Raw genomic sequence first — 23,978 nt, 5'->3', positions numbered from 1 at the left:
CGTGAAAATTCTGGTTCTTCGCTTTTCTTCCATCGGCGACATCGTGCTTACCACGCCCGTGGTGCGCGCGCTGGCGCAGCAAGTTCCGGGCGCGGAAGTACATTTTGCCACCAAGCCGGCCTACCGCGGCTTGCTGGAAGCCAACCCGCACGTGGCTAGGGTGCACAGCCTGACCGGCAGCCTGGGCGCGCTGGTGCAGCAGTTGAAAGCCGAGCAGTTCGACCACGTCATTGACTTGCACCACAACCTGCGCACCCTCCTTATTAAGCTGCAACTGGGAGTCAAGTCGTCGAGCTTCGACAAACTGAACTGGCAAAAATGGTTGTTGGTCAATTTCAAGATTGACCAGATGCCGCGCGTGCACATCGTGCAGCGCTACCTGGCCGCCGCCGCCACGTTGGGCGTCAAGGATGATGGGCGGGGCCTGGACTATTTCATCCCCGCGAGTCAGGAAGTTGACTTAACCACGCTGCCCGCGCCATTCCGGCGCGGTTACGTGGCCGTGGCCATCGGCGCGCAGCACGCCACCAAGCGCCTGCCCGTCGACAAGCTCATCGAGCTCTGCGCCCGGCTGGCGCGGCCCATCGTGCTGCTCGGCGGCCCCGAGGACGAAAGCGTGGCCCACGTCATCGAGCAGGCATTTGAGACGCAAGCGGCGGCGCAAATCCCCGCCGCCGCCATTCCCGATAGCCCGTACTACTTCCCAACCAAGCCCCCGAGCTCCCGAGTCCCCGAGTCCCCGATTCACAACGGCTGCGGGCGCTATTCGCTGCACCAGTCGGCCTCGCTGCTGCGGCAGGCGCAGTTTGTGGTGAGCCACGACACGGGCCTGATGCACATTGCCGCCGCCTTCGGTAAGGAAATTTTCAGCGTGTGGGGCAACACCGTGCCCGCCTTCGGCATGTACCCCTATCGCACCGAGTTCCGGGTGCTGGAAGTGCCGGGCCTGAGCTGCCGGCCGTGCTCCAAAATCGGCTTCGCCAAATGCCCCCAAGGCCATTTCAAGTGCATGCGCGAACAAGCGTTGGACCTGGGCTTGCCGCCGGCCCGCGACGGGCGGTGAGCAGGTTGCCGGTTGCTAGTGGCTAGTTGCTCGTTTTCCAGTATTATTGGCCTGCAACCAGCAACCTGCTCACTACTATACTATGCCCGAAATCTGTGCCCACCTCGCCGTCCTCAGTACGCTCAAAACTGCCCCTGAATACGTCTGCCCCGAATGCGTGGCCTTGGGCGACGACTGGGTGCACCTGCGCGTGTGCCAGGAATGCGGCCACGTGGGCTGCTGCGATTCTTCCCCAAACCAGCACGCCACGAAGCATTTTCATGCCAGCAGCCACCCCGTGGTGGCATCGGCCGAGCCGGGCGAGCGGTGGCTCTGGTGCTTTGCCGACCAGGAAATGGCGGAGTATTAAGCCATGAAAATGCTGTGGTGCTGGCGCTGCCGGCAAGAAATGCCCATGCTGGAAACCGCGGAAGCGGCATTGGCTCAGCGGGCCTATTCGGGCGGAATGCCCGTGGTCGAAGCAGAGGCCCGGCGCCGGGGCCGCGTATTTGTCCCGATGCAGCTGGATAGCCTTGTGGCCCGGCGCCAACAACCGATGCTGGAAATGTACCGGCTGCTCACGGGCTTTGATGAGACCAACCCCAACGCGGTGTGGCACCACGAGGTGGACCAGTACGGCCCCCCGTGCCCGCGGTGCCAGAAGCCGCTCCGAACACCAGAAGCGCGCTTCTGTGCCGCTTGTGGTTTGGGGCAAGAGGACGTTGAAACTGATTCCCTCCCATTGACGCAGCGTCGTCCAGAGCTGTTCGTATAAAACTAGGGGCTTAGGAAGCAAACTATGTCAAGAGGCGGTGTAACTTTCTGTTATGCAGCCGGCTAACCGCTATTACAATCGCGCAAAAATTTCAGAGGCCAAATTCCGTTACGTGTTGCGCCTGTTTGCCCTGGATTTGACGGCCTCCGATACGGCCCGGCTCACGAACTTGAGCGTGCGGTCGGTTAACGCGTTGTATCTGCGGTTGCGGCAGCGCTTGCTGGCCTGGTGCCCGGTGCCGGCCGAGCTGAGCGGGGCCGTCGAACTCGACGAAAGCTACTTCGGGCCGCGGCGGGTGCGCGGCAAACGCGGGCGCGGAGCGAGTGGCAAAACCATCGTCTTCGGCTTGTTTAAGCGTGGCGGGCAGGTGTACACCGAAATCGTCCCCGACTGCTCGAAAAAGACCTTGCAGGGCGCCGTTCGCGGCAAAATCGACGTGGCCGCGATGGTCAACACCGACGGCTGGCGCGGCTACGACGGGCTGGTGGACGTGGGCTTTGACCGCCACTTCCGCGTCCGCCACGGCCAGGACGAATTTGTGGGCGGGGCTTCGCACATCAATGGCATCGAGTCTTTCTGGAGCTTTGCCAAAGCCCGCCTCCAGCAGTTCAAGGGCCTGCCCAAGCATACCTTTTTGCTGCACTTGAAAGAGTCCGAATTCCGCTTTAACCATCGCTACGAAGACCTCTATAAATTGCTCCTTAAATTACTTCGTCAACAACCCCTCTAACCGAGTTTGCTTCCTAAGCCCCAAAACTAAAACGGTCCGCTCAACAGATGCTGAGCGGGCCGTTTTATGTGAACGGGAGTTTTACCCAATCCGCTCGAAGCCGCAGTAGCTGTGCAGCACCGCCGGCAACTGAATTCCGTCCGCCGTCTGGTTATTTTCCAGCAGCGCGGCCACGATGCGCGGCAGGGCCAGGGCCGAGCCGTTCAGGGTGTGCAGCAGCTGGGTTTTGCCGCCCTCGGCGCGGTAGCGGCACTTCAGGCGGTTGGCCTGGTAGGTTTCGAAGTTGGAGGCCGAGCTGACTTCCAGCCAACGGCCCTGGGCGGCGCTCCACACCTCCAAATCATACGTGAGGGCGCTGGTGAAGCCCATGTCGCCGCCGCAGAGGCGCAGCACGCGGTAGGGCAGCTCCAGCTTCTGCAGCAGCCCTTCGATGTGGGCCACCATCGTGTCGAGCGCCGCGTAGCTGTGCTCCGGCGCCGTGATTTGCACGATTTCCACCTTGTCGAACTGGTGCAGGCGGTTGAGGCCGCGCACGTCGGCGCCCCAGGAGCCGGCCTCGCGGCGGAAGCAGGGCGTGTGGCCGGCCAGGCGCACGGGCAGCTTTTCGACCGGGATAATCTCGTCGCGGTAAATATTGGTCAGCGGCACCTCGGCCGTGGGAATGAGGTAGAGGTCGTCCTTGGCGTCGTGGTACATCTGGCCCTCCTTGTCGGGCAGCTGGCCGGTGCCGTAGCCGCTGGCCTCATTCACCAGAATCGGGGGCTGCATTTCGACGTAGCCCGCCGCCCGCGCCTCGTCCAGGAAAAAGTTGATAAGGCCCCGCTGCAGCCGCGCGCCCAAGCCCTTGTACACCGGAAAGCCGGCGCCGGTAATCTTATTGCCCAGCTCGAAATCGATGATGTCGTACTGCTTAATCAGGTCCCAGTGCGGCTGCGCGGCGGGGCCCAGCTCGGGCTTGGCGCCGTGCTCCCGCACTACTTCGTTGTCGGCCGCGTGCCGGCCCTGGGGCACGCTGGCGTGGGGCAGGTTGGGCAGCTTGTAAAGCAACTGCTTCTGGCCTTCTTCCACCTGGGCCAGCTCGGCGGCGGCGGCCTGGGTGTGCTGCTTGAGCTCGGCGGTGCGGATTTTCAGGGCCTCGGCGCCGGTTTTGTCGCCGGACTTCATCAGGCCCCCGATTTGGCGGGCCAGCTCGTTGGCTTCGGCCTGGGCGGCGTCGTGGCGGGTTTGCAGGGCGCGGCGGCGCTGGTCCAGGTCCAGGATGGCGGCCACGTCGGCGGGGCCGGTGGGGTAGTGTTTTTTGGCGAGGCCGGCCAGCACAAGGTCGGTTTGGTCGCGGAGCACGGAAAGTTGCAGCATGGGGCGAAATGGAATGCGGGCAAAGGTCGCACGGAAAACCGACCGGCGCCATGGTCCCAGCCGCGTAAATCGGTGGCGCGGGCCGCAACTTATTGCCCGCCGCGGCTTGTTTAAATCCCAGCGCCGCGGCACCCGATTTGGCGGTTTGCCCGTAATGCGCTAACATTGCGGGAGCAACCGGCCGCCGCGGCTGGGCCAGCGGGCCGCAGCGCCCGCCTCCGGCCCGTCTTTTGCTGAACACCCAGCGGCCCATCCTGCACCACTTTTCTTGCTTATTCCTTGCGCGCCGCGTAGTGCCACTTCCTGGCCTGCGGACCCTGCAACTGTTATCCGCGGCTCGGCCGCTTCCTGGTCCCCGCGGGCTTTCTGAGCCCTCACCGGACCTCCGCGGGCCACCCGCTCCCCCTCGCTTTCAGTGATGTTTCTCCCTTATTCCCTTTATGCATACCATTAACGAGTTGAAGGACCGGCTGCTGTCCGACCTCAAGGAAATTGCCGAGCAGATGAACGTCGGCAACTTCAAACGGCTCAGCAAGCAGGATTTGATATACAAAATCCTCGACCAGCAGGCCCTCATCCCCGGCGCGGCCGCGCCGCCCGCCGCCCCAGTGCCCGCGGCGCCGGCGCTGGCCCCGGTGGCCGTGGCCGCCGAAGCTGCCGTGGCGCCGCCCCGCCCCGCCAAAACTCCGCGCCGGCCCGCGCCCAGCACCGCCGAGCAACCGTTTTCGGACGTGGCCCCGCCGGCCGCGAAAGCCCCGGCCGCCCGCCCCCTGCGCGAGCCGCGCCGCGAGGCCGTGGCCCTGGCCGAGGTGCCCGCGCCTACGGTTGAGATTTTGGACTCCCTCGAAGGCCTGGCCCTGGTGCCGGCCGGCGAGGCCACCGGCGCCGCGCTCGCCAACGAACCAACGTCGGAAGCAGCTGCAGAAGCTTCCGCGCCGGTTGCCGACGCCGACAACGGCGCCGCCCGCCCCGAGCGCCGGGAACGCCGCGAGCGAGTGGACCGCGCCGGCCGCCCCATCACGGAACAGCGCGCCGCCGAAATCGCCGCCGAGAAAGCCGCCGCCGAAGCCACGGCGGCGGCCGAAGCCGCCAGCACCACCGAAAACGGGGCCGAGACCCGCGAAGGCGGCCGCGAAAACCGCCGCGAATTCGGCGGCAACGGCTTTGCCGACCGCCGCGAAAACCGCGCCGACCGGTTCGAGCGCGACAACCGGGAAGGCCGCGATACCCGCGACCAGCGCCCGGCCCGTCAAGACCAGCCGCGCGAAAACCGGGAGCCCCGGGAAATGCGGGAACCCCGCAACGACCAGCCGCGCGAGCCGCGCCAGGACCAGCCCCGCGAAGCCCGGGAGCCGCGCCAGGACCAGCCCCGCAACGGCCAGGACCGCCCCGAGCGCGACAACCGCGACGGCCGCACCCAGACCCGCGAGGAACGCTACGCCCAGCGCGGCCTGGAACGTGCGCAACGCCACCAAAATCCCGAAGGCGCGCCCCGCCCCGAAGGGCAGCTTCAGCCGCAACGCGAGCCCCAGCGCCCCACCCGCCAGGACCTGGACCTGGTGGTGCCCGGCGGCGGCACGTTTGAGCTGATGCCCGACGGCGGCTACGGCTTCCTGCGCTCGCCCTACTACAATTACTTGACTTCGCCCGACGACGTGTACGTGTCGCCGCAGCAGGTGAAGCAGTACGCCATGAAGCCCGGCGACACGGTGGTGGCCACCATCCGGCCGCCGCGCGAGGGCGAGAAATACTTTGCTTTGGTGGGCGTGGACAGCATGAACGGCCGCACCGTGGAGGAAGTCCGCGACCGGGTGCCGTTCAGCCACCTCACCCCGCTCTTCGCCGACCAGCGCATGAAGCTGAGTACCAAGAGCAGCCAAATTAGCACCCGCGTGCTGGACCTGTTCGCGCCCATCGGCAAGGGCCAGCGGGGATTGATTGTGGCCCAGCCCAAAACCGGTAAAACGGTGCTGCTGCAGGAAGTGGCCAACGCCATTTCGGAAAATCACCCCGAGGTGTATTTGATGATTCTGCTCATCGACGAGCGGCCCGAGGAAGTAACCGACATGGCCCGCACCGTGAAGGCCGAAGTGCTCAGCTCGACTTTCGACGAAACGGCCGACCGCCACGTGAAAATAGCCGAAATGGCCCTCGACAAGGCCCGGCGCCTGGTGGAGTGCGGCCACGACGTGGTGATTTTGCTCGACTCCATCACCCGTCTGGCGCGGGCTTACAACACGGTGCAGCCCAGCTCCTCGCGCATCCTCTCGGGTGGCATCGACGCGGGTGCGCTGCAAAAACCCAAGCGCTTCTTCGGCGCGGCCCGCAACGTGGAGGGCGGCGGCTCGCTCACCATCATCGCCACCGCGCTGATTGAGACGGGCTCGAAGATGGACGAGGTGATTTTCGAGGAATTCAAGGGCACCGGCAACATGGAGCTGCAACTGGACCGCAAGCTGGCCAACAAGCGCGTGTTCCCGGCCATCGACATCCCGGCTTCCGGCACGCGCCGCGAGGACTTGCTCATGAGCAAGGACGAGCTGAGCCGCGTGTGGGTGCTCCGCAAGTTCATGGCCGACATGACGGCCACCGAGGCCATGGAATTCCTCAAGGACCGCATCAAAGGCACCAAGGACAACGAGGAATTCCTCATTTCCATGAACGGCTAGCGCTAAAATTATTACACACAAAAAAGCCCGCTGCAGCATTGCAGTGGGATTTTTTGTTTTAAAAATCTAGTGAATTGGAATCGATAGTATAGCGCTTTATAAACCGGCCGGCCGGAAAATAAACTCATCAGTACCTTCAGCGAAGGCAGTGGGATTGCCAATGTTGCTCCGGTTATCACCTGGCAGCTTGGTAGAGACTAATTTTGCCGCGGATAAATTTCAGCCGATGGCTCCCGAACCCACGCCCGCCAACCTGCCCGAACTGCTATACATCCACGACCCGCTGTGCGGCTGGTGCTACGGCATGAGCCCGGTCATCAACCGCATTCAGCAGGATTTCGCGGGCCGCGTAGACGTGTCGGTGCTGTGCGGCGGTATGGTGAAGGGGAATGAAGTAGAGCCCATTTCCGTCCGCTGGGGGTACATTGAGCACGCCTTGGGCGACGTGGAAAAAGCCACCGGCGTGCAATTTGGCGCGGCATTTAAGGCTTTGGGCGCCGCCGGGAGCTACGTGTACGACTCCGAGCCGCCGAGCCGGGCCATTGCCGCTTTCCGCCACCTCACGCAGGACCCCGCCCGCACAGTGGCGTTTGCGCACGCCGTGCAGGCCGCGTTATTTCACGGTGGGCAGGACCTGAACCGCCCCGCCACCTACGAGGCCCTACTGGTCCCCTTTGAAGTGGACGGAACCGAGTTTCAGCGCCGCTTCGAGTCGCCCGAAGCCGCCCGGGCCATCCAGCAGGAGTTTGCGGCCGTGGCCCGCATCGGGGTGCAGGGCTTTCCCACCGCGGTGCTGCGGCTGGGCGAGCAGGGCTACGTGCTGGCCCGCGGCTACCAGCCCCACGAGCAACTACGCCAGGGCCTGGAGCAGCTGTTGCGGGAGGAAGTGGCGTAGGTTCAGCCCTTATTGCAACCGCACGGTCTGCTTTTTCAGGGGCGACCACGCAATGCCCCGCCGGTCCTCTTTGCCCTTCAGGTACTCAAATCGCACGGCATCGGGGCGCTGGCGCAAGTCGTTCCAGGTGGGGCGGTCCAGGTTGTCAACCCCGGCGGGGAATGCGGCTTTTGGCGCAACGGCGGGTGCGTGAAACTGGGCGGGCAGAAAAAGACGGTCGATGCGACGCAGCACAAACGTTTCGCGCTCGGCGCGGGAAGCCGTGGGGCTTTTCATCTCGTACACCAGCGCCGCTTCCAGGTCGGGCTCGGTCAGCATTTCGCGGAAGATGACCTGCCCGTCGGCGTCGGTGATGGTGAATTCGCCGGTGCCTTCCAGGATGGACGGGCCGCGAAATACCAGCCGAAATACGTCGGGCGGGCCGGCGGGGCGGCTGAAGTTGCGCTGTTGCGCCACCACGCGTAGCGTGTCGCCGAGGGCGGAGGCCGCCTTGGCGCGGGCCGTGTCGGGGGCGGGGCGGGCGGCGGTGTCCCGGGCCGGGCGGTCGGTAATGCGGGCGACGGTGCCTTCTTGCACCGCCGAAGGAGTGGAGTTGCAGGCGGCCAGCAACGGCAACCAGGCGAGCCAGACGAAGCGCATAACGCAGGGAATGATGAAACGGTGAGGCGAATCCGGGGTTCCGGCCAGCCTGCATACGGAACCACCGCCACCAAAAGTTGCCGCGCGCGGCCGCCAGGCTACTTTACCGCCACAGCAACGTGGCCACGAAGGCCGCGCTCAGGCACAATGACGACACCTGGTTCATGCGCATGGTGTGCTCGAAGTCGGCCGCGGCTTCGTCGTGCCACACGGCCCGGGCCCAGTGGCCAAACAGCGCCACCACCGGCCCCGTGGCCACTAAAAATAGCAGCAGCGGGCGCCATTCCTGCCGTAGCCAGTAGGCCAGCGCCAGCGCGGCGGCGCCGGCCAGCAGGCCCAGGGCCGCAAAAATAAACGTCCCCCGGATGCCCAGCCGCAGGCTCAGGGTGCGGTCGCCGCGCCGGGCGTCTTCCGCGTGCTGGTACACTTGGGTGAGCGGGTAGGAGCCGCACAAGAACAAGGTGCTGACCAGCGCCAGCAGCAGGTTGGTTTTCTCGAAAAGCTGGGCGGGGGCAGCCCCCACGCCCACTTGTACCATCAGCAGGGTGAAAGCGCCCTGAAACACCACCACCACCAGCGTGCTCAGCAGCGGGTACTTTTTTAGCCGGATGCCCTCGTAGCTGTAGGCTTTTGAAATCAATAAATACACCACCACCAGCCCGGCAAACAGCCCCGAAAGCAGCGCCGCGCCCGCCACGGCCAGCGCATCGAACAGCCACACCAGGTGCAGCAGCTCGGGCGTGACTGCGGGGGGCGCTTTCAACCCGCCAATGCTGCCCTCGTCCCGGTCGTAATAAGAATTGTAGCCGTTGGAGGCCGGGTAGGCCAGCAGGTGCAGCACCACAAATACGCCCACGGCCCGCCACCCGCTCCACGGCCCCCGCAAGGCGCTCAGCCCAAACCAAAACACCGGCATGAGGTAAACGGAAAACGGAATGCGCAGCAGCGGCAGCGCGCGGCGGTAATTCTGGACTATCAAGGAAAAATGAAGAATGAGAAATGAGAAATGAAGAATTGCTACAAAGGTCGTTCTGGTGATTCCTCATTCTTCATTCCTCATTCCTCATTAAGCGCAGCGTCCGGCCAGCCCACCAGGTACGTCACCTGCGGCCCCCACCAGAGCCGCTTTTTGCCGGCCTGCCAGGCAAACTCACCCGCCGGGTCGGCGGCGTGGGCCAAGGCCAGCAGCTCGGTGGGCGAATACATGCGCAGCAACGACACCGACCCGTCCCAGATGGTGCAGAGCGGAATGACGGGAACCAGGTAGGTGAACACCAGCCGGCTGAGGCGAAAGGGCCGAAAAAACGGCGTGAGCAGCAGCTGCGCCACCGGCAGCACCGTGCAGGCCAGCAGCAACTCCCCCCAGTGCTTGCCCGCGCCCTCGAACACGCCCACGCCCGTGCCGGCGCGTACGGCATCGCGCAGCAAGGCCCGGGCCGCGGCGGGCGGGAAGTGGTGGAAGGCCGAAAACATGGTGCGGAAGCCGGCCAAATGAGCGGGCACGGCCAGGGCATTCACGGGCGCCGGCTCGAAGCCGATGGCTCCGCCAGTGCGGTGGGCAATGTCGACCCAGGCCGCGGGCTGGGGGTAGAGGTCGGTGAGGGTGACGGTGGCAGCCGGGTGCCCGTGGGCGCGCAGGGCGGCCAGCACGGTTTCGGTGCCGCCGCCGGCCCCGGCGCCCAGCTCCAGCAGGGCGGTTTGGCCGGTGCGGCGCAGGCCCTCGGCCAGCAGCGGCACAATGAGCCGGTAGATGCCCAGGGCCGAAATCATGAACCGCAGGTAGTCCATCATCCCCGCCCGGATGACGGCGGGGAACCAGGGCAGGTCTTCAAACTCAAACAGGCGGAGGCGAAGCTTCACGCCGCAAAGTAGCGGAAATGCTCATTCAGTGGTAGGGATTAGGGGTAAGCCTAACTCCGCCGCCAGCTTGCGCGAAGCCAATCCGGTAGCAATGAGCCACGGCAAGCTGAACAGCGAGCTAGCCAGGAATTGGCGTCCTACCATGGACATGCTGAACTGGTTGTAGGCAATTGGCCAGGGGATGAACGCCAGCAGGGCCACGGACGCCCCGAACACAAGCAGTGATTTCCACACCAATTCACTGCGCGTGGCGGCCCGGCGGCTTACCAAAACCAGCAGAGGATGCCTGACAAGGCCCCCAACAGCCGCGAAAATTAGGCCGAAGAGCAAGCAATAAAACGCGAGCGACGCGTACTTTCCGTTCAGGCTGCTTATGGCAGCCGGGTCGAAGGCAGAAGAGTCGGAGGGCACAAGGCGTCTTTCACGTAGATAATCGAGCAGCGCATACGGCAGCGCTGCCCCCGCCCCAATGGCCAAACCTACCCATAAATGCCAGCGGTAGTGATGCCAAAGCAGTTGTGATAGCCGGCGCGATGGGGGGCCAAGGGTTGACATAATTGAGAGCGGGTGTTAAAAATCTCTTGTGCAAAGTAAAAACAACTCTAACTTTGCAGCACAAAGCACTTCGATACTTATGAAGCCCGCCGCTGCCCCCGACCCGCTTGCCCAGCTCACCGAAATCCGCGCCATCATGGAGCGCAGCTCGCGCTTCTTGTCGCTGTCCGGCCTGAGCGGGGTGGGGGCGGGCGTGGTGGCGCTGGTGGGCGCGGCGGTGGGCCACTTCTACCTGCAAAGCCAGTACCCCAACGGCTACCTGCGCCTCATGCAAAGCTCGGCCGTGGAGCGGCGCGCGGCGCTGCCGTTTCTGGTGCTGCTGGCGGGCGGCATGATTGCCGCGGCGCTGCTGGTGGCGTACTACTTCACCCAGCGCCGCACCCGGCACGACGGGCAGCCGCTGTGGACCGCCCCCGCCCGGCGCCTGGTGGCCGCGCTGGCGGTGCCGCTGGTGGCGGGCGGCCTGTTTTGCCTGCGTCTGTACCTGGGCGGTGACGCCGCCACGGTGGTGCCGGGCCTGCTGGTGTTCTACGGCCTCGCCCTGCTCAACGCCAGCAAGTACACCCTGGACGAAATCCGCTGGCTGGGCCTCACCCAGATTGGGCTGGGCCTGGTGTGCCTGTTGCTGCCCGGCTGGGGGCTGGTTTTCTTCGCGCTGGGCTTTGGCCTGGGGCACATCGGCTACGGCTTGGTGATGTACAACCGCTACGAGCGGCCGGGCGCGGCCGGCGTGGCGGCCAACCCCGCAGTGGCCCGGTGAAGCACCTCATTCACACGCTTAATAAGGCATTTGACCACCGCGTGCGGCTGGGCGTAATGGCCGTGCTGCTGGCCAACGAATCGGTGAGTTTCAACGACCTGAAAGAAGTATTGAACCTAACCGACGGCAACCTGGCCAGCCACGTGGCCGCCCTCGAAAAAGCCGAATACGTACTCGTGAGCAAGCAATTTGTTGGTAAAAAGCCGAATACGACTTATTCGGCCACCGCCGCCGGCAAGGTCGCCTTTCAGCAGCATCTGGCCACGCTGGAAAAGCTGCTGCGGCCTTGATTTTATTCGGAAAAAAGCATGTCTCTTTTTTTGAACATACACTTTGCAATTCAAAGAACTTTAAATAAGTAACCATGACAACCCTTGCGGAATCTTCAGAAATCTGGCCTGCGGGCAACGGTGGTGCGGCGGCTAGCGCGGCGTTTGCCCAACCGGCCCTCGCCCCGCTCACGGCCCTCCAAAAACTGCTGCTGCTGCTGGGTGTGGTGCTGTTCGACTGGCTTTTCTGGCGCGAAAACGCGGGGGTGAACACGTTGGTATTTACCATTTTCGTCGTGGGGGCCCAATTGTGTATGCTGCCGCGCCACGCCGCGGTGCGGCGCTCGGGCTACTTCTGGCTGGCCGTGGCCGGCAGCCTGTTCGGTGGCGCCATGATGGCCGTGTACGGCTCCGGGGCGGCCGCGCTGGCCTGCGCGGCGTCGGTGCTGATGCTGCTGGGCTACGTGAATCAGCCCCATCTGAAGCTGGTGCTGTACGCCGGGCTGACGGCCGCCCACAGCGTGGCGCACGCCGGCGTGCGGGTGCTGCGCGGCGTGCGCGCCCCGCGCCCCGCCGGCGCTGGCGTGCGCCGGGGCTGGTTTTATGGCCGGCTGTTTTTGGCGCCGCTGGGTGTGCTGGGGGCCTTTCACCTGCTGTTTGCGGTGGCCAACCCGCGCTACGAGGCGCTGAGCAGCCGCGCGCTGGCGGTGCTGGGCAACTGGCTGGCGCAGCTGCTGCCCGATGTCTCGCTGGGGCACCTGCTGTTTTTTATGCTGGGTTTTGTAGTCACGGCCGGGGTAGTGGTGGCGGTGCCGGTCCACCTGTTTGCCGACCACGAGTCGCGCTTCGGCGAATTCGTCCGGCGGCAACGCGACCGGGTGGCTTCGTTTGGCGTGCGCCGGCCCGATTTCCGCTGGAAATCCGTGCGGGCGCTCGACCTGCGCAAGGAGTTCATCGCCGCCGCCGCGGTGTTTGGGCTGGTGAACCTGCTGCTGCTGGTAGTCAACGCCATTGACGTGCACTGGCTGTGGTTTGGCTTCGAGCCGGCGCCGGGGTTCGACCTCGCGCAATTCGTGCACGAGGGAACTTACGTGCTCATCCTCAGCATCCTGCTGGCCATGGGCATTGTGCTGTGGTTCTTCCGGCGCAACCTGAACTTTTACGCGCCCGGCCTGCCCTGGCTGCGCGGGGGCGCCACGGTGTGGGTGCTGCAAAACGCCGTGCTGGCGGTTTCGGTGGGGCTGCGCAATTACTATTACATCCTGCACAGCGGCTTGGCTTACAAGCGCATCGGGGTGTGTTTCTTCCTGCTGCTTACTTTTTTTGGGCTGGTCACGGTGCTGCTCAAAATCTGGCAGCGCCGCTCAGCCTACGGCCTGGTGCGCCTGAATTCGCTGGCCGTGTACGCCGTGCTGCTGCTGCTGGCGGCCGGCAACTGGGAAGTCTGGATTGCCCGCTACAACCTGCAGCCGCGCTTTCGGCGCATCGACATCGGCTTCTTGCTGGCCATGCCGGCCCGGGTGCTGCCCACTCTGGTTGCCCAGCGCGCCCTGCTGGCCCGCGTGCCCCTGACCGGCGAGGACGAGTACGGCACCGTCGTAACCGTGTCCGCTGCCAAAGCGCAGGCCCGGCTCGATGCCGCCGTGGCAACCTGGAAAAGCCGCTACGCCGCGCAGGCTGACTGGCAAGGACGCACCTACGCCGACTGGCACGCTTACCGGACCCTGCCGTAACGGCCCCTATTCTTCTACTTCAGCTTTCCTTTTAAGTTTTCAGGCATTAGTTATCAGTTGTCAGCCCTTTGATAAACATCTGACGAACAACGAGCAACTGACAACTGACAACTCGTTTCCTTCTGGACGACTACTTATGACCTTGCTTCCTCAATTCGCCCTGACCTTGCTGGGCCTACTGTTTTGCTTCGCCGATGTGGCCGCGATGGGCTTGTTGTTGGAATGGCGCGCCCGGGCCGCTTCGCCGGGCTTGCGCCTGCGCCGGCTGGTGCGCGTGGTGCTGCCGGGGGCCGCAGTGCTGGGGGCGCTGCTGCTGCTGGTTGCCGTGCAAACCATGCTGCTGTGGTCGGGCCAGTGAAGCCCGCCCCGAAAGCTTCCGCGTTGCGGAGCAAATGGGTGCCGGTGTGGCCCTTGTGGTCGGTGGTTTCGCCGCGGCTGTGACTCAACCGGGGCGAGCATCGGCGTGCCGGTGCGCAGCCGGGTTTTCAAGCAAGAACCGTGACCCAATCACCCGCGGGCAGCGGCCTGGCGCTGGGTATTGCTGGTACTGTCGGCGCTGGCGAGCGGCGCGCAAAGCGCGCGGCCGTGGGCCCGGGCCGCGGCTTGTCTCGGCCCGGGCTGGGTGCGGCTGTTGCGGCGCGGCGCGGTGCTCGTAATCAGTCTCGGAACAGCCGCGCCGCTGCTGGCCTGCTTGTTAGGAGGCTGACTGCTGTGGGGCTTGCGAAGCCAGGCGGTGGGCTGCGGCTGGACCGGTGCCAAGCAAACACCGTGCTATTGGCGGGCCCGTGGCACATAGAAAAGTAGACATAAAGCAGGAGGATTACAATGAAAAGCTGAGCAAAAAAAACTATAATCGACGTGCTGTCAATGAATAAAACCAGGCATAGGCAGAGATGAGTAAACTTGAAATAATGACTTATCCAAGTTTATTCGGTAGCTTGGCGGCCCGTTGGGCTTCCCAGACTGAGAAAGGCCCGTGACGACTTCACGCTTGCCGCTGCTTCATGGCTCGTACGCTGCTTTTGGTTGTCCTTTTCATTGCCCTGTTCCTGGAGCTGGCGCTATCCGGAGGCTCGTTTTTCGCTCCGGCTTTCACCCTAGCCCAGTTTGGCGTAAAATACGGCCCTGACACCAAGTTTCTGGCGTACATCGTGGCGTGGTTGCTGCTCTTCGTGTCGTTGATTGCGCTGGTGGCCGTGGGGCAGGTGTGGCAGCGCCGGCCCAGCTACGCCACGTGGTGCTACCTGCTGGGGCTGTGGTGGATAGGAATCGGCGTTGGGATTTATTACGTCTTTGGCAAGCCCGATAATTTGCTGCTGGATTCCGTAAAAGGGTTCCTGATTGTAATACTCACTTGGCGCTGCCAGGCCACCCGCATGATGACGCGCCGTTACTAGCGGCGGCTCAGTATCTTGGCGGTTCCTTGGCTCCACCGTCATTGCCCGCGCTATGCCCACTTCCCACCTGCATCCGCTGCCCACGGTTCCGAAACTCTCGCGCGTTGGCCGGGGCCTGGCCGGGGCCCAGGTGCTGAAGGAAACCCTGAGCGTTTTATTCCTGGGGTTGCCGCTCGTGAAGGAGGCGCCGCTGGTGCTGCTCTCGGCGCTGCCCGGCGTGGTGCTGTACGTGCTGCACTGGAACCTGGCGCTGGGCCGCGTGGGGCGGGTATTCGCCGCGGTGGTCTGGGCGTTTACGCTGCTGGATGAACTCTGGGGCTTGTTCTTATTCGAGGAGCTGGACTCGCCCACACGGGCGCAAATCCGCATGCTGCACTGGAGCTACTTCTTGGGCCTGGGCTTTATTCTGCTGGCCTTGGGCGAGCTGGGCTGGCGCTGGCAGCTTCGCCGCGTCCGGGCCCGGCGCAATGTGCACCACCACGCCATGCTGTCGGCCCGGCAGCGCCGCTAGCGCGGCTAATGGCGCCGCCGGGGCCGGTGCGTAATTTTGACCCCCGCAGGCGGGCGCGGCCTTTTGGGGCGAGGGGCTGGTATATTTGCCCTTCCTCGCGGTAGGGCTGCGGCCCTGCCTTCCACCCGTTGCCCCGCATGGCCGACCCCAAAACGCCACTTTCTGCCCCTCTTTCCGGGTTACAAGCGCAAGCGCCGCGCCCTTATTGGCCCCGGCGGCTGGCCAGTTGGGCCTGGGTGCTGTTTGGCTTGGTGCTGATTTTGTTTTTGGTCTACCCGGTTTTGGTGAGCACCAACTTCATGTTTCTCTTCGGTAAGTCGCCGAGCCTGGCCGATTTAGAGAATCCCAAAGTGGAGCAGGCCTCGGCGCTGTACACGTCGGACGGGGTGCTGATTGGTAAGTACTTCCGCGAAAACCGCTCGCCGGTGCCGCTCAGCCAAATGGCGCCCGTGCTCGTCAAAGCCCTGATTGCGACCGAAGACGTGCGCTACTACGAGCACGCGGGCATCGACCTCACGGCCGTGCTCGGCGGCTTCTACGCCTCGCTGCGGGGCGAGAAGCGCGGGGGCTCCACCATCACCCAGCAGCTGGCCAAAAACCTCTACAAAATCCGCCGCCAGCAGAGCCGCGGGGGCCTGGGCTACATTCCGGTGGTGAGCACCATCGTGGCCAAAACCAAGGAGTGGCTCACCGCCGTGGAGCTGGAGCGGCGCTACACCAAAGAGGAAATCCTGCGGATGTACCTCAACACGGTGGAGTACGGCTCCAGCGCTTTCGGCATCAAGGTGGCGGCCAAGACCTTTTTCAACACCTCGCCCGACAGCCTCCGGCCCGAGCAGGCCGCCATGCTGGTGGGCGTGCTTAACAACCCCACGGCTTACAACCCACGCTTCCACCCGGCCGCCGCCCGGCGCCGCCGCAACGTGGTGCTCGACCGCATGGGCCAGGCCGGCGTGCTGCCCCCGGCCGAAATCGCGGCTCTCAAGGCCACGCCCGTCGTGCTCGATTACCACGTCGACCGCCACATCGACGGGCCCGATACCTACTTCCGCGGCGCCATCGGTCAGTTTGTGAGCCAGTGGTGCGACAGCACCGGCCACGACATGTACCGTGACGGCCTGAAGATTTACACCACCATCGACTCGCGGATGCAGGCCCACGCCGAAGAGGCGCTGCACGAGCGGATGAAAACCCTGCAGCGCAGCTTCGACCGGTTCTGGCGTAACCGGGGCCAGGACCCGTGGGTGGACGACGAGGGCAACGAAATTCCCGACTTCATCGCCACCCAGATGAAGCGCACCCAGAGCTACAAAACCCTGGCCAACCGCTACCGCAACCAGCCCCAGCGCCTCGATTCGGCCCTGCACGCCAAGCGGCCGATGAAGGTATTTACCTGGAAAAAGGACGACGGCGACACCACGCTCGTCCTGTCGCCGCTCGACTCGCTGGCTTACTACAAGCACTTTCTGCGGGCCGGCATGATGACCATGGACCCCTTCACCGGCCAGATTAAGGCCTGGGTGGGCGGGCTCGATTACCGCTTCTTTCAGTACGACCACGTGAAGCAGGGCCGCCGCCAGGCCGGCTCCACGTTCAAGCCCTTCGTTTACCTCACCGCCCTCGACAACGGCTACTCGCCCTGCGACCGCATCCGCGACGAGCGCGTGACCATTAATTACGTTGAAAACGGCCAGCCCATGGAGTGGAGGCCCGACAACGTGACCCGCGAGTACACCGGCAACAACATGACGCTGCGCCACGCCATGGCCCGCTCCGTGAACTCCGTCACGGCCCAGCTAACCGAGAAAGTAGGCTGGGCGAACGTGGCCAAGTACGCCCACAAAGTGGGCATCACCAGCCCGCTGCTCGCGGTGCCCAGCATCGGCCTGGGCTCAGGCGGCGACGTGAGCGTGTACGAAATGGTGGACGCCTACAGCACGTTCCTGAACACCGGTTTCCGCTCCGAGCCCCGCTTGGTAACCCGCATCGAGGACCGCAACGGCAACGTCATCAAGCAGTTCGACCCGGTGCAAAAGCGCGCCATCTCGCCCGAAACCGCGTGGCTAATGACCTACATGCTGCGCGGCGGCATGGACGAGCCCGGCGGCACGTCCCAGGCCCTGTGGGACTTCGACCTCTGGCACAACGACAACCAAATCGGCGGCAAAACCGGCACCACCTCCAACTACTCCGACGGCTGGTACATGGGCATGACCAAGGACCTGATGACCGGCGTGTGGGTGGGCGGCGAGGACCGCAGCATCCACTTCACCGGCTCGCAGCAGGGCGAAGGCGGCCGCACGGCCCTGCCCATCTTCGGCAAGTTCATGGAAAAAGTGTACCGCGACAAGGAGCTGGGCTACACCTACGGTCACTTCCCCAAAGCTTCCGTCAAAATTGTGAAGAGGTACAACTGCGTCACGCCCAGCGAGCCCCGCCGCCGCGCCGAGGCGGTGGACACCATCGCGGCCGATAACCTCCTGGAGCAGATGAACAGCGCGGCCGGGGTACCGGACAGCTTGTGAACAGGCAGCTTACTCAAAAATAGAGTTGGGCTCCAGGGGGCGCAACGCCGGGTGCAGCGTAAGCATCAGGATTTCGGTTTCGCTTACAATCCGGTAAATCAGCCGGTACTTCTTGTAGAACAACTCGCGCACGTCCGGGCGCTCAGCCTCTGGCACGATGCGTCCTAATAGCGGCTGGCTTTCCAGAAGCGCACCCTTTGCAAAAACGGCACTTGTGAGGCGTTCGGCAGAAGCTGGCGAAAACGGTTGAAGATATTCCCGCGCTTCGTGGATTTCGGAGATAATGCGCCGCGACCATCTTATTTGGACCATTGCCGCAGCAAGTCTTTTGCTTCTTGCGTCGAATAAGTTTCGCCGCGTTCGCCTTGTCCGATGGCCTCCTCGATTTTTTCGACCAGAATCAGCTTGTCAACCAGCTCGTCAATCGAGAACTCACGGGGTAAGTCCTTCAAGATTACGGAGATTTGCTCTTGGCTTATCATTGTGCTAACCGCGCTTCGTGATAAAATCACCCTGGCTCCAGGCTAAGGTACAAATTGCAACCTTGTCAGGTTCGCAGTTGCAGATTTCAAATCACCATAGGCGCTTATTCCCCTCCGTACAGCGCCTCCAGCGCCCCTTCCAGTTCCGGGTACTCGAACGTGAACCCGTGGGCCAGCACCTTGCGGGCGCTCACGTTTTGCGAGGCCAGCACGATGTCGCTCATCTCGCCCATGGCCAGCTTCAGGCCGAAGGCAGGCACTTTGGGTAGCACCAGCGGCCGGTGCAGCACGTGGGCCAGCGTCTCGGTGAACTGCTGGTTGGTGACGGGGTTGGGAGCCACCGCGTTGTAAGTGCCCCGCCAGGTGGGGTCGTCCAGCATGGCCATGAACAGGCGGCAGAGGTCGTCGAGGTGAATCCAGGACATGAACTGCCGCCCGTTGCCCAGCGCGGCACCCGCGCCCAGCTTCACGGGCCGCGCAATCTGGGGCAGCGCGCCGCCCTCGGTGCTCAGCACGATGCCGATGCGGGGGATGACCGTGCGGATACCCAACGCCGCGATGGGCGCGGCGGCCAACTCCCACTGGTGCGATACGTCGGCCAGGAAGTCGTGCGTGGGCACGGCGGGCGGGGTGCCCTCGTCCACCAGCCGGTCGCCCGCGTCGCCGTAGAGGCCGATGGCCGAGGCCGAAATGAAGGCCTGCACGTGATGGCCAGGCTTGGCCAGCTCGCGGCTGAGCAGGGCCAGGCCGCCCAGCCGGCTGGTCATGATGTCGCGCTTGCGCTCATCGGTCCACTTGCCGTCGCTTACGCTGGCCCCGGCTAGGTTCACGATGTAGTCGGCGTAGGGCACGGCCGCTTCGTCGATGGTGCCGGCCCGCGGGTCCCACCGAAAGCTGCGGAAGTGGCTGCTTTTGGCCGGTTCCCGGCTCAGCAGGGCCACTTCGTAGCCGCTGTCAATCAGCATTTCGGCGAGGCGGGTGCCGATGAGCCCGGTGCCACCGGTGATGAGGACTTTGCGGGGGGAGTTTTCGGTCATGGTGATTCGTTGTTCGTTGTCAGTTGTTCGTTGTCAGTCGTCAGCTTAGCAAACGGCCAGACAACTAACAACGAATTACTGACAACTCGTGGCCGCTACTTGCCAATTTGCCGCAGAAACTCCGTGCGCAGGGCTTCGTCGGTGGCAAAGCGGCCGCCGTATTCGCTGGTCAGCGTCGAGCTGCTCGTGTCGTTCACGCCGCGGCTCATCACGCACAGGTGGTCGGCTTCCACGAGCACGGCCACGTCGTCGGTGCCCAGGCTTAGCTTCAGCTCCTCGAAGACCTGGCGGGTGAGGCGCTCCTGCACCTGCGGGCGGCGGGCGTAGTATTGTACCACGCGGTTGAGCTTGCTCAGGCCCACCACGTGGCTGCCCGGCAGGTAGGCCACGTGCGCCTTGCCGATGATGGGAACGAAGTGGTGCTCGCAGCACGAAAACAGGGTGATGTCGCGCTCCACCAGCAGTTGGTGGTAATCGTAGCGGTTTTCAAACATGCGCACCTCTGGCCGATTCCTGGGGTCGAGGCCCTTGAACCACTCCTGCACGTACATTTTGGCCACGCGGCGGGGCGTGCCGGCCAGGCTGTCGTCGGTCAGGTCAAGGCCAAGTTCGCGCATGATGCCCTCAAAGTGGCCGCTGATGGCGGTGATTTTGGCTTCGTCGGCTTGTGCAAAAGCGTCGGCGCGAAGCGGGGTGCGCAGGCCCGCGGGCAAGTGCGCGTCGGTTGCCGGGGGCGGCCCGGAAGGGTTATCCATGGTATTCTACAAAGTTGCGGTCCGTCTCGTAGAGCGTGACCGAAAGGGCAAGGCTGGCGTCCAAAAGCGGGCGCAGGCGCTGCCAGATTGCCACGGCGATGTTTTCGGCCGTGGGGTTTAAGGTACGGAATTCTTCCGTGTCCAGGTTTAGGTTGCGGTGATCGTAGCGGTCCAGCACTTCGCGCTTGATGAGGTCGCTCAAGCGCTTGGTGTCGTATACATAGCCGGTTTCCGGGTCTACGGGCCCGGTCAGGCGCACGGTCAGGTTATAGTTGTGGCCGTGGTAGTTGGGGTTGTTGCATTTGCCGAACACGCGTTGGTTTTGCTCGGCGCTCCAGGCGGGATTGTGCAGGCGGTGAGCAGCATTGAAGTGCTCGTTGCGGCAGATGGTGACTTGCATAGGGGCCTACAACCCGTGCGCGGCGGCTTTGTTGCACTCGCCCTGGAGGAGGTTAACCCAGGCGCGGGTTTAGTAGAATTTAATCGAGTGTTAATTTGATTAAATCAATAAAAAAGGCTTTATTCATAAAAAATTGGGCAGCATGAGAATTTGCATCACAGAAAGGACCTAAATTTGAAAAGCCAGACAACGGTGCCCTTGGCAGCAGCCATCTATTTGACCAATTTTACTGCTCTCTTAAGTCGTTATTTTCATGAAACGAAGCCTACTCATTCTGCTCTTCCTATGCTTGGCTACGCTGAGCGGCTATGCCCAGAAATCCCCCGTGGACGAAGCCGATATGTCGATTAACAACATTCCTCGCAAAGGCCAGCGCGTGAGCATGCAGCTCGACAATCGCCGCGTGGAGGCCGCCTGGCTCAAGCAGCTCGGCGACAAGTTTGGCAGCAAGTTGAAGAACAATAAAGGGGTGCTGTCGCTGGACAACGTGGTAATTGAAGAAATTGCGCCCAACCCTGTTCGGGTCATCAGCAAGGTCGACGCCACGCCCACCGGCACCACCGTGTGGTGGAGCATCGACCTGGGCAATGCGTATCTTGGGAAAGACGCCACGCCGGTGCAGTGGAAGTCGGCCGAGAAGTACCTCAAGGACTTTGCCCGCATGATGTACCGCGAAGACCTGGTGTCGCAGATTGCCGAAGCCGAGCGCGCGCTGGTATCCTCGCAGAACAACCACATGGCCGTGATTGAAAAGTCGAACACCATCAAAAAGGACATCGAAAAGAATAAGCTGCGCAAAGTGGAAATTCAGCAGTTGCTGGCCGCCAACGCCGCCGAACTCCAGCAGTTCAACAACCTTATCGACCTGAACCTGAAAGAGCAAGAGGCTGCCCGGGGGGACATTGTGAACATGCGCGTGGCCCTGGAAGCCGTGAAAGACCGCATGAACAAGATTGAGTAGGCTTCGCTAGGTGCTGCCCAACTAATGATAAAGCCCCGCCGGTACCGGCGGGGCTTTCTTGTTTGGGGAACAGTGCCAACCCCGCAGGGCGGAACTACGTTGGCAACAACGGCAGCACCAGTAGCTGCCGTTTACCCCAAGCTTCATTACCCATGGAAAAGACCGAAGTTCAACACCAAGTACATCTAGACGGCGCCATTCACCTGCTCGCCGGCGACCTTTCGCAGGTAACCGACCGCGCCGGCCTCGACAACCAGTTGCAGCGCTGGATTGAAGACCTGAAAGCGGCCAACAACCCGGCCTTCCACCAGCTGGTGGTGGACATGCAGGCCCTGAAGGCGCACTTCGGCGGCGGCACCCTCGACGTGAGCGTGATTGCCCCGCTGCTGGCCCGCCTGGGCGCGCAAACCACCCTGGCCGCCAACTTTCCCGAAAACGTGAATACCGCTACCCGCGTCGCCAAGCTGGGCGAGGTACTGACGGCCGTAGCGCAGCAGCTGCAAGGCGGGTCGGTGGAAGTGGACGGCAACCTGCCCCAGGATTTCTCCTCGCACAGCTAGGCGCGCTGCCAGCAACCGAAGGAACCCTTCCCGACTTCCCTGAAAAAAAGGCCGGCCCCACACGCGGGGCCGGCCTTTTTTAGTAATCACGGCAACCAGTTAGTTGCCGGCAAGCTTATGCCGTGGCCTTATCGGCCTTGGGGGCCACGTTCAGGCGGCGCTCCTTGATGCGGGACGCTTTGCCCGACAGACCGCGGAGGTAGAACAGGCGGGCGCGACGCACCTTGCCGCGGCGCACCACTTCAATTTTGTCGATGTTGGGCGAGAGCAGGGGGAAGATCCGCTCGGTGCCGATTTGATTCGAAATCTTGCGCACGGTGAAGGTTTCGCCGTTCGAGCTCGGATTGCGGCGCTGCAGCACCACGCCCTGAAACTGCTGAATGCGCTCCTTGTTGCCCTCGCGGATTTTCACGTGCACGTTGATGGTGTCGCCGGCGGCGAACTGGGGAAAGCTGGCGCGGCGCTCCTGCGATTCGGCCTGGATAAAGTCAAGTAGTACGCTCATGGCTGAGAAAATTGCGAAAGACGGCGCCGCCGTCGGGAATTAGTATTTTACGAAACGGAGCGCAAAGATAGCGCTTTCGGCTGATGATAGCAAGTGTTTACTAAGCAAAGCGGTACCGGCCGTTTACCCCAGCAAATCGGGCCGGCGGGCGTGCGTGCGGGCCAGGGCCTGCTCGTGCCGCCATTCCTCAATTTTGGGCGTATTGCCCGACAGCAGAACAGCGGGCACGGCTTGCCCGCGCCACTCCGCCGGGCGCGTGTACACGGGCGGGGCCAGCAAGTCATCCTGGAAAGAGTCGGACAACGCCGATTCCTCGTTGCCCAGCACCCCGGGCAGCAGCCGCACCACGGCATCGACGAGGATGGCCGCGCCGAGTTCGCCGCCGCTCAGCACATAGTCGCCCACGCTGATTTCGTGGGTGATGTACGTTTGGCGAATCCGCTCGTCGATGCCCTTGTAGTGGCCGCAGAGCAGGATGATGTTCTGGAACAGCGACAGCCGGTTGGCGAGCGGCTGGCGCAGGGTTTCGCCGTCGGGCGTGAGAAAGATAACCGCATCGTAGGGTCGCTCGGCCTGCAAGGCGTCCACCCACGCGGCGATGGGTTCCACCCGCAGCACCATGCCGGCCCCGCCGCCAAACACGTAGTCGTCAATCTGCCCGTGCTTGTTGATGGCGTGGGCGCGCAGGTCGTGCACGTAAATCTCGGCCAGGCCCTTGTCTTGCGCCCGCTTCACGATGGAATGGGCGAAGGGACTGACCAATAGTTCGGGCAGGCAGGTCAGGATGTCGATGCGCATTCTTTTAAGCTATTGGCCAGTAGCTGTTAGCTGTCGGCTTTCTCAGGAATTTCCGAAACGGGCAAAGGGCTGAAAAGGACTAAAAGCTACCAGCTATTCATTCCGCCTCGTCCTGCTCGCGGGAAGAAGGCTTGAGGTAAATGTCGAGCAGTCCTTCGGGAAGGGCCACGTAAATCTGTTTTTTCACCATGTCGGCATGGCTCACCAACTCGTCTACCACCGGAATCAGTACTTCCTGGCCCTGGTAGCGCATGGCCAGCATGTCCTGCTGGGGCAATTCGTAGAAGTTCTCCACCAGGCCCAACTCGCCCAGGTTTTCATCGACCACGGTGAAGCCGATGACGTCGTGGAAATAAAACTGGCCCTCGTCCAGCGCGGGCAGCTCGGTAAGGGGCAGGTGCAACTGAGCGCCGCGCAGTGGCTCGGCTTCTTCGATGCGCTCGATGCCGCGCAGCTTGAGCAGCACGCGGGTGCCAGCCTGCGGCTGGACCTTTTCCACGTGGTGCGCCACTAGTTTGGTGGGCGCGCCGGCCAGGGCGAGGTACACGGTTTTGAGCTTGGTGTAGGCGGCGGCATCGTCCACGTCGAAGTGGGCGACGACGTGGCCGCGCAGGCCGTGGGTTTTGATGATGTAGCCGAGTTGGTACGTGTCGTCGAGCAGCATGGGCGGGGGAGGGAAAATGAAAAGCGTTAGGGGGTTGCCACCCCGCCCGGCAGGCAACCCCCCAACCCCTTCGGGTCAGCAACCCGTGATCGACTCGGCC

The 23,978-nt window shown here is 63.3% G+C and carries 28 protein-coding genes; 15 read left to right on the top strand and 13 right to left on the bottom strand.

The window, feature by feature from the left end; genetic code table 11:
* Window position 1 precedes the first annotated feature (1 nt).
* The 4 genes from RMO51_RS09250 (at window position 2) to RMO51_RS09235 (ending at window position 2,547) form a co-directional block, all read left to right on the top strand.
* Window positions 2-1,063: a glycosyltransferase family 9 protein gene (locus RMO51_RS09250; RefSeq protein ID WP_310394040.1), complete on the top strand. Its 1,062-nt coding sequence runs from the start codon at window positions 2-4 to the stop codon at window positions 1,061-1,063.
* An 82-nt stretch (window positions 1,064-1,145) separates the two neighbouring features.
* Window positions 1,146-1,412, top strand: coding sequence for a UBP-type zinc finger domain-containing protein (locus RMO51_RS09245; protein WP_310394039.1), 267 nt, complete (start codon window positions 1,146-1,148; stop codon window positions 1,410-1,412).
* Between the two features lie 3 nt (window positions 1,413-1,415).
* Window positions 1,416-1,817, top strand: coding sequence for a hypothetical protein (locus RMO51_RS09240; RefSeq protein WP_310394038.1), 402 nt, complete (start codon window positions 1,416-1,418; stop codon window positions 1,815-1,817).
* A 52-nt stretch (window positions 1,818-1,869) separates the two neighbouring features.
* Window positions 1,870-2,547: an IS1595 family transposase gene (locus RMO51_RS09235; RefSeq protein WP_310394036.1), complete on the top strand. Its 678-nt coding sequence runs from the start codon at window positions 1,870-1,872 to the stop codon at window positions 2,545-2,547.
* A gap of 81 nt (window positions 2,548-2,628) precedes the next feature.
* Here the strand turns inward: RMO51_RS09235 and serS are convergent, their stop codons facing one another.
* The gene (gene serS / locus RMO51_RS09230; protein ID WP_310394034.1) at window positions 2,629-3,903 is read right to left on the bottom strand and encodes a serine--tRNA ligase; all 1,275 of its coding nucleotides are present in this window, start codon (window positions 3,901-3,903) and stop codon (window positions 2,629-2,631) included.
* 440 nt (window positions 3,904-4,343) lie between these two features.
* Here serS and rho point away from each other — a divergent pair, with 440 nt between their 5' ends.
* Entirely contained in the window at window positions 4,344-6,572 is a 2,229-nt protein-coding gene (gene rho / locus RMO51_RS09225; protein WP_310394032.1) for a transcription termination factor Rho, read from the top strand.
* A 226-nt stretch (window positions 6,573-6,798) separates the two neighbouring features.
* Window positions 6,799-7,467, top strand: coding sequence for a DsbA family protein (locus tag RMO51_RS09220; protein ID WP_310394030.1), 669 nt, complete (start codon window positions 6,799-6,801; stop codon window positions 7,465-7,467).
* Window positions 7,468-7,476: 9 nt separating this feature from the next.
* Here RMO51_RS09220 and RMO51_RS09215 read toward each other — a convergent pair whose 3' ends face one another.
* From RMO51_RS09215 to RMO51_RS09200, 4 genes are all read right to left on the bottom strand, one after another.
* A complete protein-coding gene (locus RMO51_RS09215; protein WP_310394029.1) occupies window positions 7,477-8,106 on the bottom strand; it encodes a hypothetical protein in 630 nt (209 codons plus the stop codon).
* 103 nt (window positions 8,107-8,209) lie between these two features.
* The gene (locus RMO51_RS09210) at window positions 8,210-9,085 is read right to left on the bottom strand and encodes a UbiA family prenyltransferase (RefSeq protein WP_310394027.1); all 876 of its coding nucleotides are present in this window, start codon (window positions 9,083-9,085) and stop codon (window positions 8,210-8,212) included.
* Window positions 9,086-9,162: 77 nt separating this feature from the next.
* Entirely contained in the window at window positions 9,163-9,966 is an 804-nt protein-coding gene (locus RMO51_RS09205) for a class I SAM-dependent methyltransferase (protein WP_310394026.1), read from the bottom strand.
* Window positions 9,967-9,987: 21 nt separating this feature from the next.
* A complete protein-coding gene (locus tag RMO51_RS09200; protein ID WP_310394024.1) occupies window positions 9,988-10,521 on the bottom strand; it encodes a hypothetical protein in 534 nt (177 codons plus the stop codon).
* Window positions 10,522-10,600: 79 nt separating this feature from the next.
* On the opposite strand from RMO51_RS09200, the gene RMO51_RS09195 reads away from it, so the two are divergent.
* The 7 genes from RMO51_RS09195 (at window position 10,601) to RMO51_RS09165 (ending at window position 17,716) form a co-directional block, all read left to right on the top strand.
* Entirely contained in the window at window positions 10,601-11,281 is a 681-nt protein-coding gene (locus tag RMO51_RS09195; RefSeq protein WP_310394022.1) for a hypothetical protein, read from the top strand.
* Complete coding sequence (locus RMO51_RS09190; RefSeq protein WP_310394021.1) at window positions 11,278-11,571, top strand: transcriptional regulator; 294 nt, start codon at window positions 11,278-11,280, stop codon at window positions 11,569-11,571. Before RMO51_RS09195 ends, RMO51_RS09190 begins: the two co-directional genes overlap by 4 nt.
* Before the next feature lie 74 nt (window positions 11,572-11,645).
* Window positions 11,646-13,283, top strand: coding sequence for a DUF4173 domain-containing protein (locus tag RMO51_RS09185; RefSeq protein WP_310394019.1), 1,638 nt, complete (start codon window positions 11,646-11,648; stop codon window positions 13,281-13,283).
* 136 nt (window positions 13,284-13,419) lie between these two features.
* Entirely contained in the window at window positions 13,420-13,641 is a 222-nt protein-coding gene (locus tag RMO51_RS09180; protein ID WP_310394017.1) for a hypothetical protein, read from the top strand.
* Between the two features lie 646 nt (window positions 13,642-14,287).
* Window positions 14,288-14,680 carry a hypothetical protein gene (locus tag RMO51_RS09175; RefSeq protein ID WP_310394014.1) on the top strand — a complete coding sequence of 131 codons (393 nt, stop codon included), beginning with the start codon at window positions 14,288-14,290 and terminating at the stop codon, window positions 14,678-14,680.
* Between the two features lie 52 nt (window positions 14,681-14,732).
* A complete protein-coding gene (locus RMO51_RS09170) occupies window positions 14,733-15,191 on the top strand; it encodes a hypothetical protein (protein ID WP_310394013.1) in 459 nt (152 codons plus the stop codon).
* Window positions 15,192-15,328: 137 nt separating this feature from the next.
* A complete protein-coding gene (locus tag RMO51_RS09165; protein ID WP_310394011.1) occupies window positions 15,329-17,716 on the top strand; it encodes a transglycosylase domain-containing protein in 2,388 nt (795 codons plus the stop codon).
* 9 nt (window positions 17,717-17,725) lie between these two features.
* Here RMO51_RS09165 and RMO51_RS09160 read toward each other — a convergent pair whose 3' ends face one another.
* From RMO51_RS09160 to RMO51_RS09140, 5 genes are all read right to left on the bottom strand, one after another.
* Window positions 17,726-18,028: a type II toxin-antitoxin system RelE/ParE family toxin gene (locus RMO51_RS09160; RefSeq protein WP_310394009.1), complete on the bottom strand. Its 303-nt coding sequence runs from the start codon at window positions 18,026-18,028 to the stop codon at window positions 17,726-17,728.
* Window positions 18,016-18,168, bottom strand: coding sequence for a hypothetical protein (locus RMO51_RS09155; RefSeq protein WP_310394007.1), 153 nt, complete (start codon window positions 18,166-18,168; stop codon window positions 18,016-18,018). Before RMO51_RS09155 ends, RMO51_RS09160 begins: the two co-directional genes overlap by 13 nt.
* 134 nt (window positions 18,169-18,302) lie before the next feature.
* Complete coding sequence (locus tag RMO51_RS09150) at window positions 18,303-19,235, bottom strand: TIGR01777 family oxidoreductase (protein WP_310394006.1); 933 nt, start codon at window positions 19,233-19,235, stop codon at window positions 18,303-18,305.
* 95 nt (window positions 19,236-19,330) lie between these two features.
* On the bottom strand, window positions 19,331-19,990 hold the full coding sequence (gene folE, locus RMO51_RS09145) for a GTP cyclohydrolase I FolE (RefSeq protein WP_310394004.1): 660 nt from the start codon (window positions 19,988-19,990) through the stop codon (window positions 19,331-19,333).
* Complete coding sequence (locus tag RMO51_RS09140; protein WP_310394003.1) at window positions 19,983-20,390, bottom strand: 6-carboxytetrahydropterin synthase; 408 nt, start codon at window positions 20,388-20,390, stop codon at window positions 19,983-19,985. Before RMO51_RS09140 ends, folE begins: the two co-directional genes overlap by 8 nt.
* A 253-nt stretch (window positions 20,391-20,643) precedes the next feature.
* Between RMO51_RS09140 and RMO51_RS09135 the strand changes: the two genes are divergently transcribed.
* Window positions 20,644-21,351: a hypothetical protein gene (locus RMO51_RS09135; protein WP_310394002.1), complete on the top strand. Its 708-nt coding sequence runs from the start codon at window positions 20,644-20,646 to the stop codon at window positions 21,349-21,351.
* 152 nt (window positions 21,352-21,503) lie between these two features.
* Window positions 21,504-21,911: a hypothetical protein gene (locus RMO51_RS09130; protein ID WP_310394001.1), complete on the top strand. Its 408-nt coding sequence runs from the start codon at window positions 21,504-21,506 to the stop codon at window positions 21,909-21,911.
* 115 nt (window positions 21,912-22,026) lie between these two features.
* Here RMO51_RS09130 and rplS read toward each other — a convergent pair whose 3' ends face one another.
* From rplS to rimM, 3 genes are all read right to left on the bottom strand, one after another.
* Window positions 22,027-22,416 carry a 50S ribosomal protein L19 gene (rplS, locus tag RMO51_RS09125; protein ID WP_310393999.1) on the bottom strand — a complete coding sequence of 130 codons (390 nt, stop codon included), beginning with the start codon at window positions 22,414-22,416 and terminating at the stop codon, window positions 22,027-22,029.
* Window positions 22,417-22,539: 123 nt separating this feature from the next.
* A complete protein-coding gene (gene trmD / locus RMO51_RS09120; RefSeq protein ID WP_310393997.1) occupies window positions 22,540-23,214 on the bottom strand; it encodes a tRNA (guanosine(37)-N1)-methyltransferase TrmD in 675 nt (224 codons plus the stop codon).
* Between the two features lie 97 nt (window positions 23,215-23,311).
* Complete coding sequence (gene rimM, locus RMO51_RS09115; RefSeq protein WP_310393994.1) at window positions 23,312-23,878, bottom strand: ribosome maturation factor RimM; 567 nt, start codon at window positions 23,876-23,878, stop codon at window positions 23,312-23,314.
* Window positions 23,879-23,978 lie beyond the last annotated feature (100 nt).

This window comes from Hymenobacter sp., assembly GCF_031398885.1.
Taxonomy (GTDB): Bacteria; Bacteroidota; Bacteroidia; order Cytophagales; family Hymenobacteraceae; genus Hymenobacter.
This window is presented reverse-complemented; position numbering and strand designations above follow the sequence as displayed.

What these genes read in the sequence shown, in the direction of transcription:
- RMO51_RS09245 (WP_310394039.1), top strand. Translation starts at nt 1,146, where the DNA reads ATGCCCGAAATCTGTGCCCACCTCGCCGTCCTCAGTACGCTCAAAACT.
- RMO51_RS09240 (WP_310394038.1), top strand. Translation starts at nt 1,416, where the DNA reads ATGAAAATGCTGTGGTGCTGGCGCTGCCGGCAAGAAATGCCCATGCTG.
- RMO51_RS09235 (WP_310394036.1), top strand. Translation starts at nt 1,870, where the DNA reads ATGCAGCCGGCTAACCGCTATTACAATCGCGCAAAAATTTCAGAGGCC.
- serS (WP_310394034.1), bottom strand. Translation starts at nt 3,903, where the DNA reads ATGCTGCAACTTTCCGTGCTCCGCGACCAAACCGACCTTGTGCTGGCC.
- rho (WP_310394032.1), top strand. Translation starts at nt 4,344, where the DNA reads ATGCATACCATTAACGAGTTGAAGGACCGGCTGCTGTCCGACCTCAAG.
- RMO51_RS09220 (WP_310394030.1), top strand. Translation starts at nt 6,799, where the DNA reads ATGGCTCCCGAACCCACGCCCGCCAACCTGCCCGAACTGCTATACATC.
- RMO51_RS09215 (WP_310394029.1), bottom strand. Translation starts at nt 8,106, where the DNA reads ATGCGCTTCGTCTGGCTCGCCTGGTTGCCGTTGCTGGCCGCCTGCAAC.
- RMO51_RS09200 (WP_310394024.1), bottom strand. Translation starts at nt 10,521, where the DNA reads ATGTCAACCCTTGGCCCCCCATCGCGCCGGCTATCACAACTGCTTTGG.
- RMO51_RS09195 (WP_310394022.1), top strand. Translation starts at nt 10,601, where the DNA reads ATGAAGCCCGCCGCTGCCCCCGACCCGCTTGCCCAGCTCACCGAAATC.
- RMO51_RS09185 (WP_310394019.1), top strand. Translation starts at nt 11,646, where the DNA reads ATGACAACCCTTGCGGAATCTTCAGAAATCTGGCCTGCGGGCAACGGT.
- RMO51_RS09180 (WP_310394017.1), top strand. Translation starts at nt 13,420, where the DNA reads ATGACCTTGCTTCCTCAATTCGCCCTGACCTTGCTGGGCCTACTGTTT.
- RMO51_RS09175 (WP_310394014.1), top strand. Translation starts at nt 14,288, where the DNA reads ATGGCTCGTACGCTGCTTTTGGTTGTCCTTTTCATTGCCCTGTTCCTG.
- RMO51_RS09170 (WP_310394013.1), top strand. Translation starts at nt 14,733, where the DNA reads ATGCCCACTTCCCACCTGCATCCGCTGCCCACGGTTCCGAAACTCTCG.
- RMO51_RS09165 (WP_310394011.1), top strand. Translation starts at nt 15,329, where the DNA reads ATGGCCGACCCCAAAACGCCACTTTCTGCCCCTCTTTCCGGGTTACAA.
- RMO51_RS09160 (WP_310394009.1), bottom strand. Translation starts at nt 18,028, where the DNA reads ATGGTCCAAATAAGATGGTCGCGGCGCATTATCTCCGAAATCCACGAA.
- RMO51_RS09150 (WP_310394006.1), bottom strand. Translation starts at nt 19,235, where the DNA reads ATGACCGAAAACTCCCCCCGCAAAGTCCTCATCACCGGTGGCACCGGG.
- folE (WP_310394004.1), bottom strand. Translation starts at nt 19,990, where the DNA reads ATGGATAACCCTTCCGGGCCGCCCCCGGCAACCGACGCGCACTTGCCC.
- RMO51_RS09140 (WP_310394003.1), bottom strand. Translation starts at nt 20,390, where the DNA reads ATGCAAGTCACCATCTGCCGCAACGAGCACTTCAATGCTGCTCACCGC.
- RMO51_RS09135 (WP_310394002.1), top strand. Translation starts at nt 20,644, where the DNA reads ATGAAACGAAGCCTACTCATTCTGCTCTTCCTATGCTTGGCTACGCTG.
- RMO51_RS09130 (WP_310394001.1), top strand. Translation starts at nt 21,504, where the DNA reads ATGGAAAAGACCGAAGTTCAACACCAAGTACATCTAGACGGCGCCATT.
- rplS (WP_310393999.1), bottom strand. Translation starts at nt 22,416, where the DNA reads ATGAGCGTACTACTTGACTTTATCCAGGCCGAATCGCAGGAGCGCCGC.
- trmD (WP_310393997.1), bottom strand. Translation starts at nt 23,214, where the DNA reads ATGCGCATCGACATCCTGACCTGCCTGCCCGAACTATTGGTCAGTCCC.
- rimM (WP_310393994.1), bottom strand. Translation starts at nt 23,878, where the DNA reads ATGCTGCTCGACGACACGTACCAACTCGGCTACATCATCAAAACCCAC.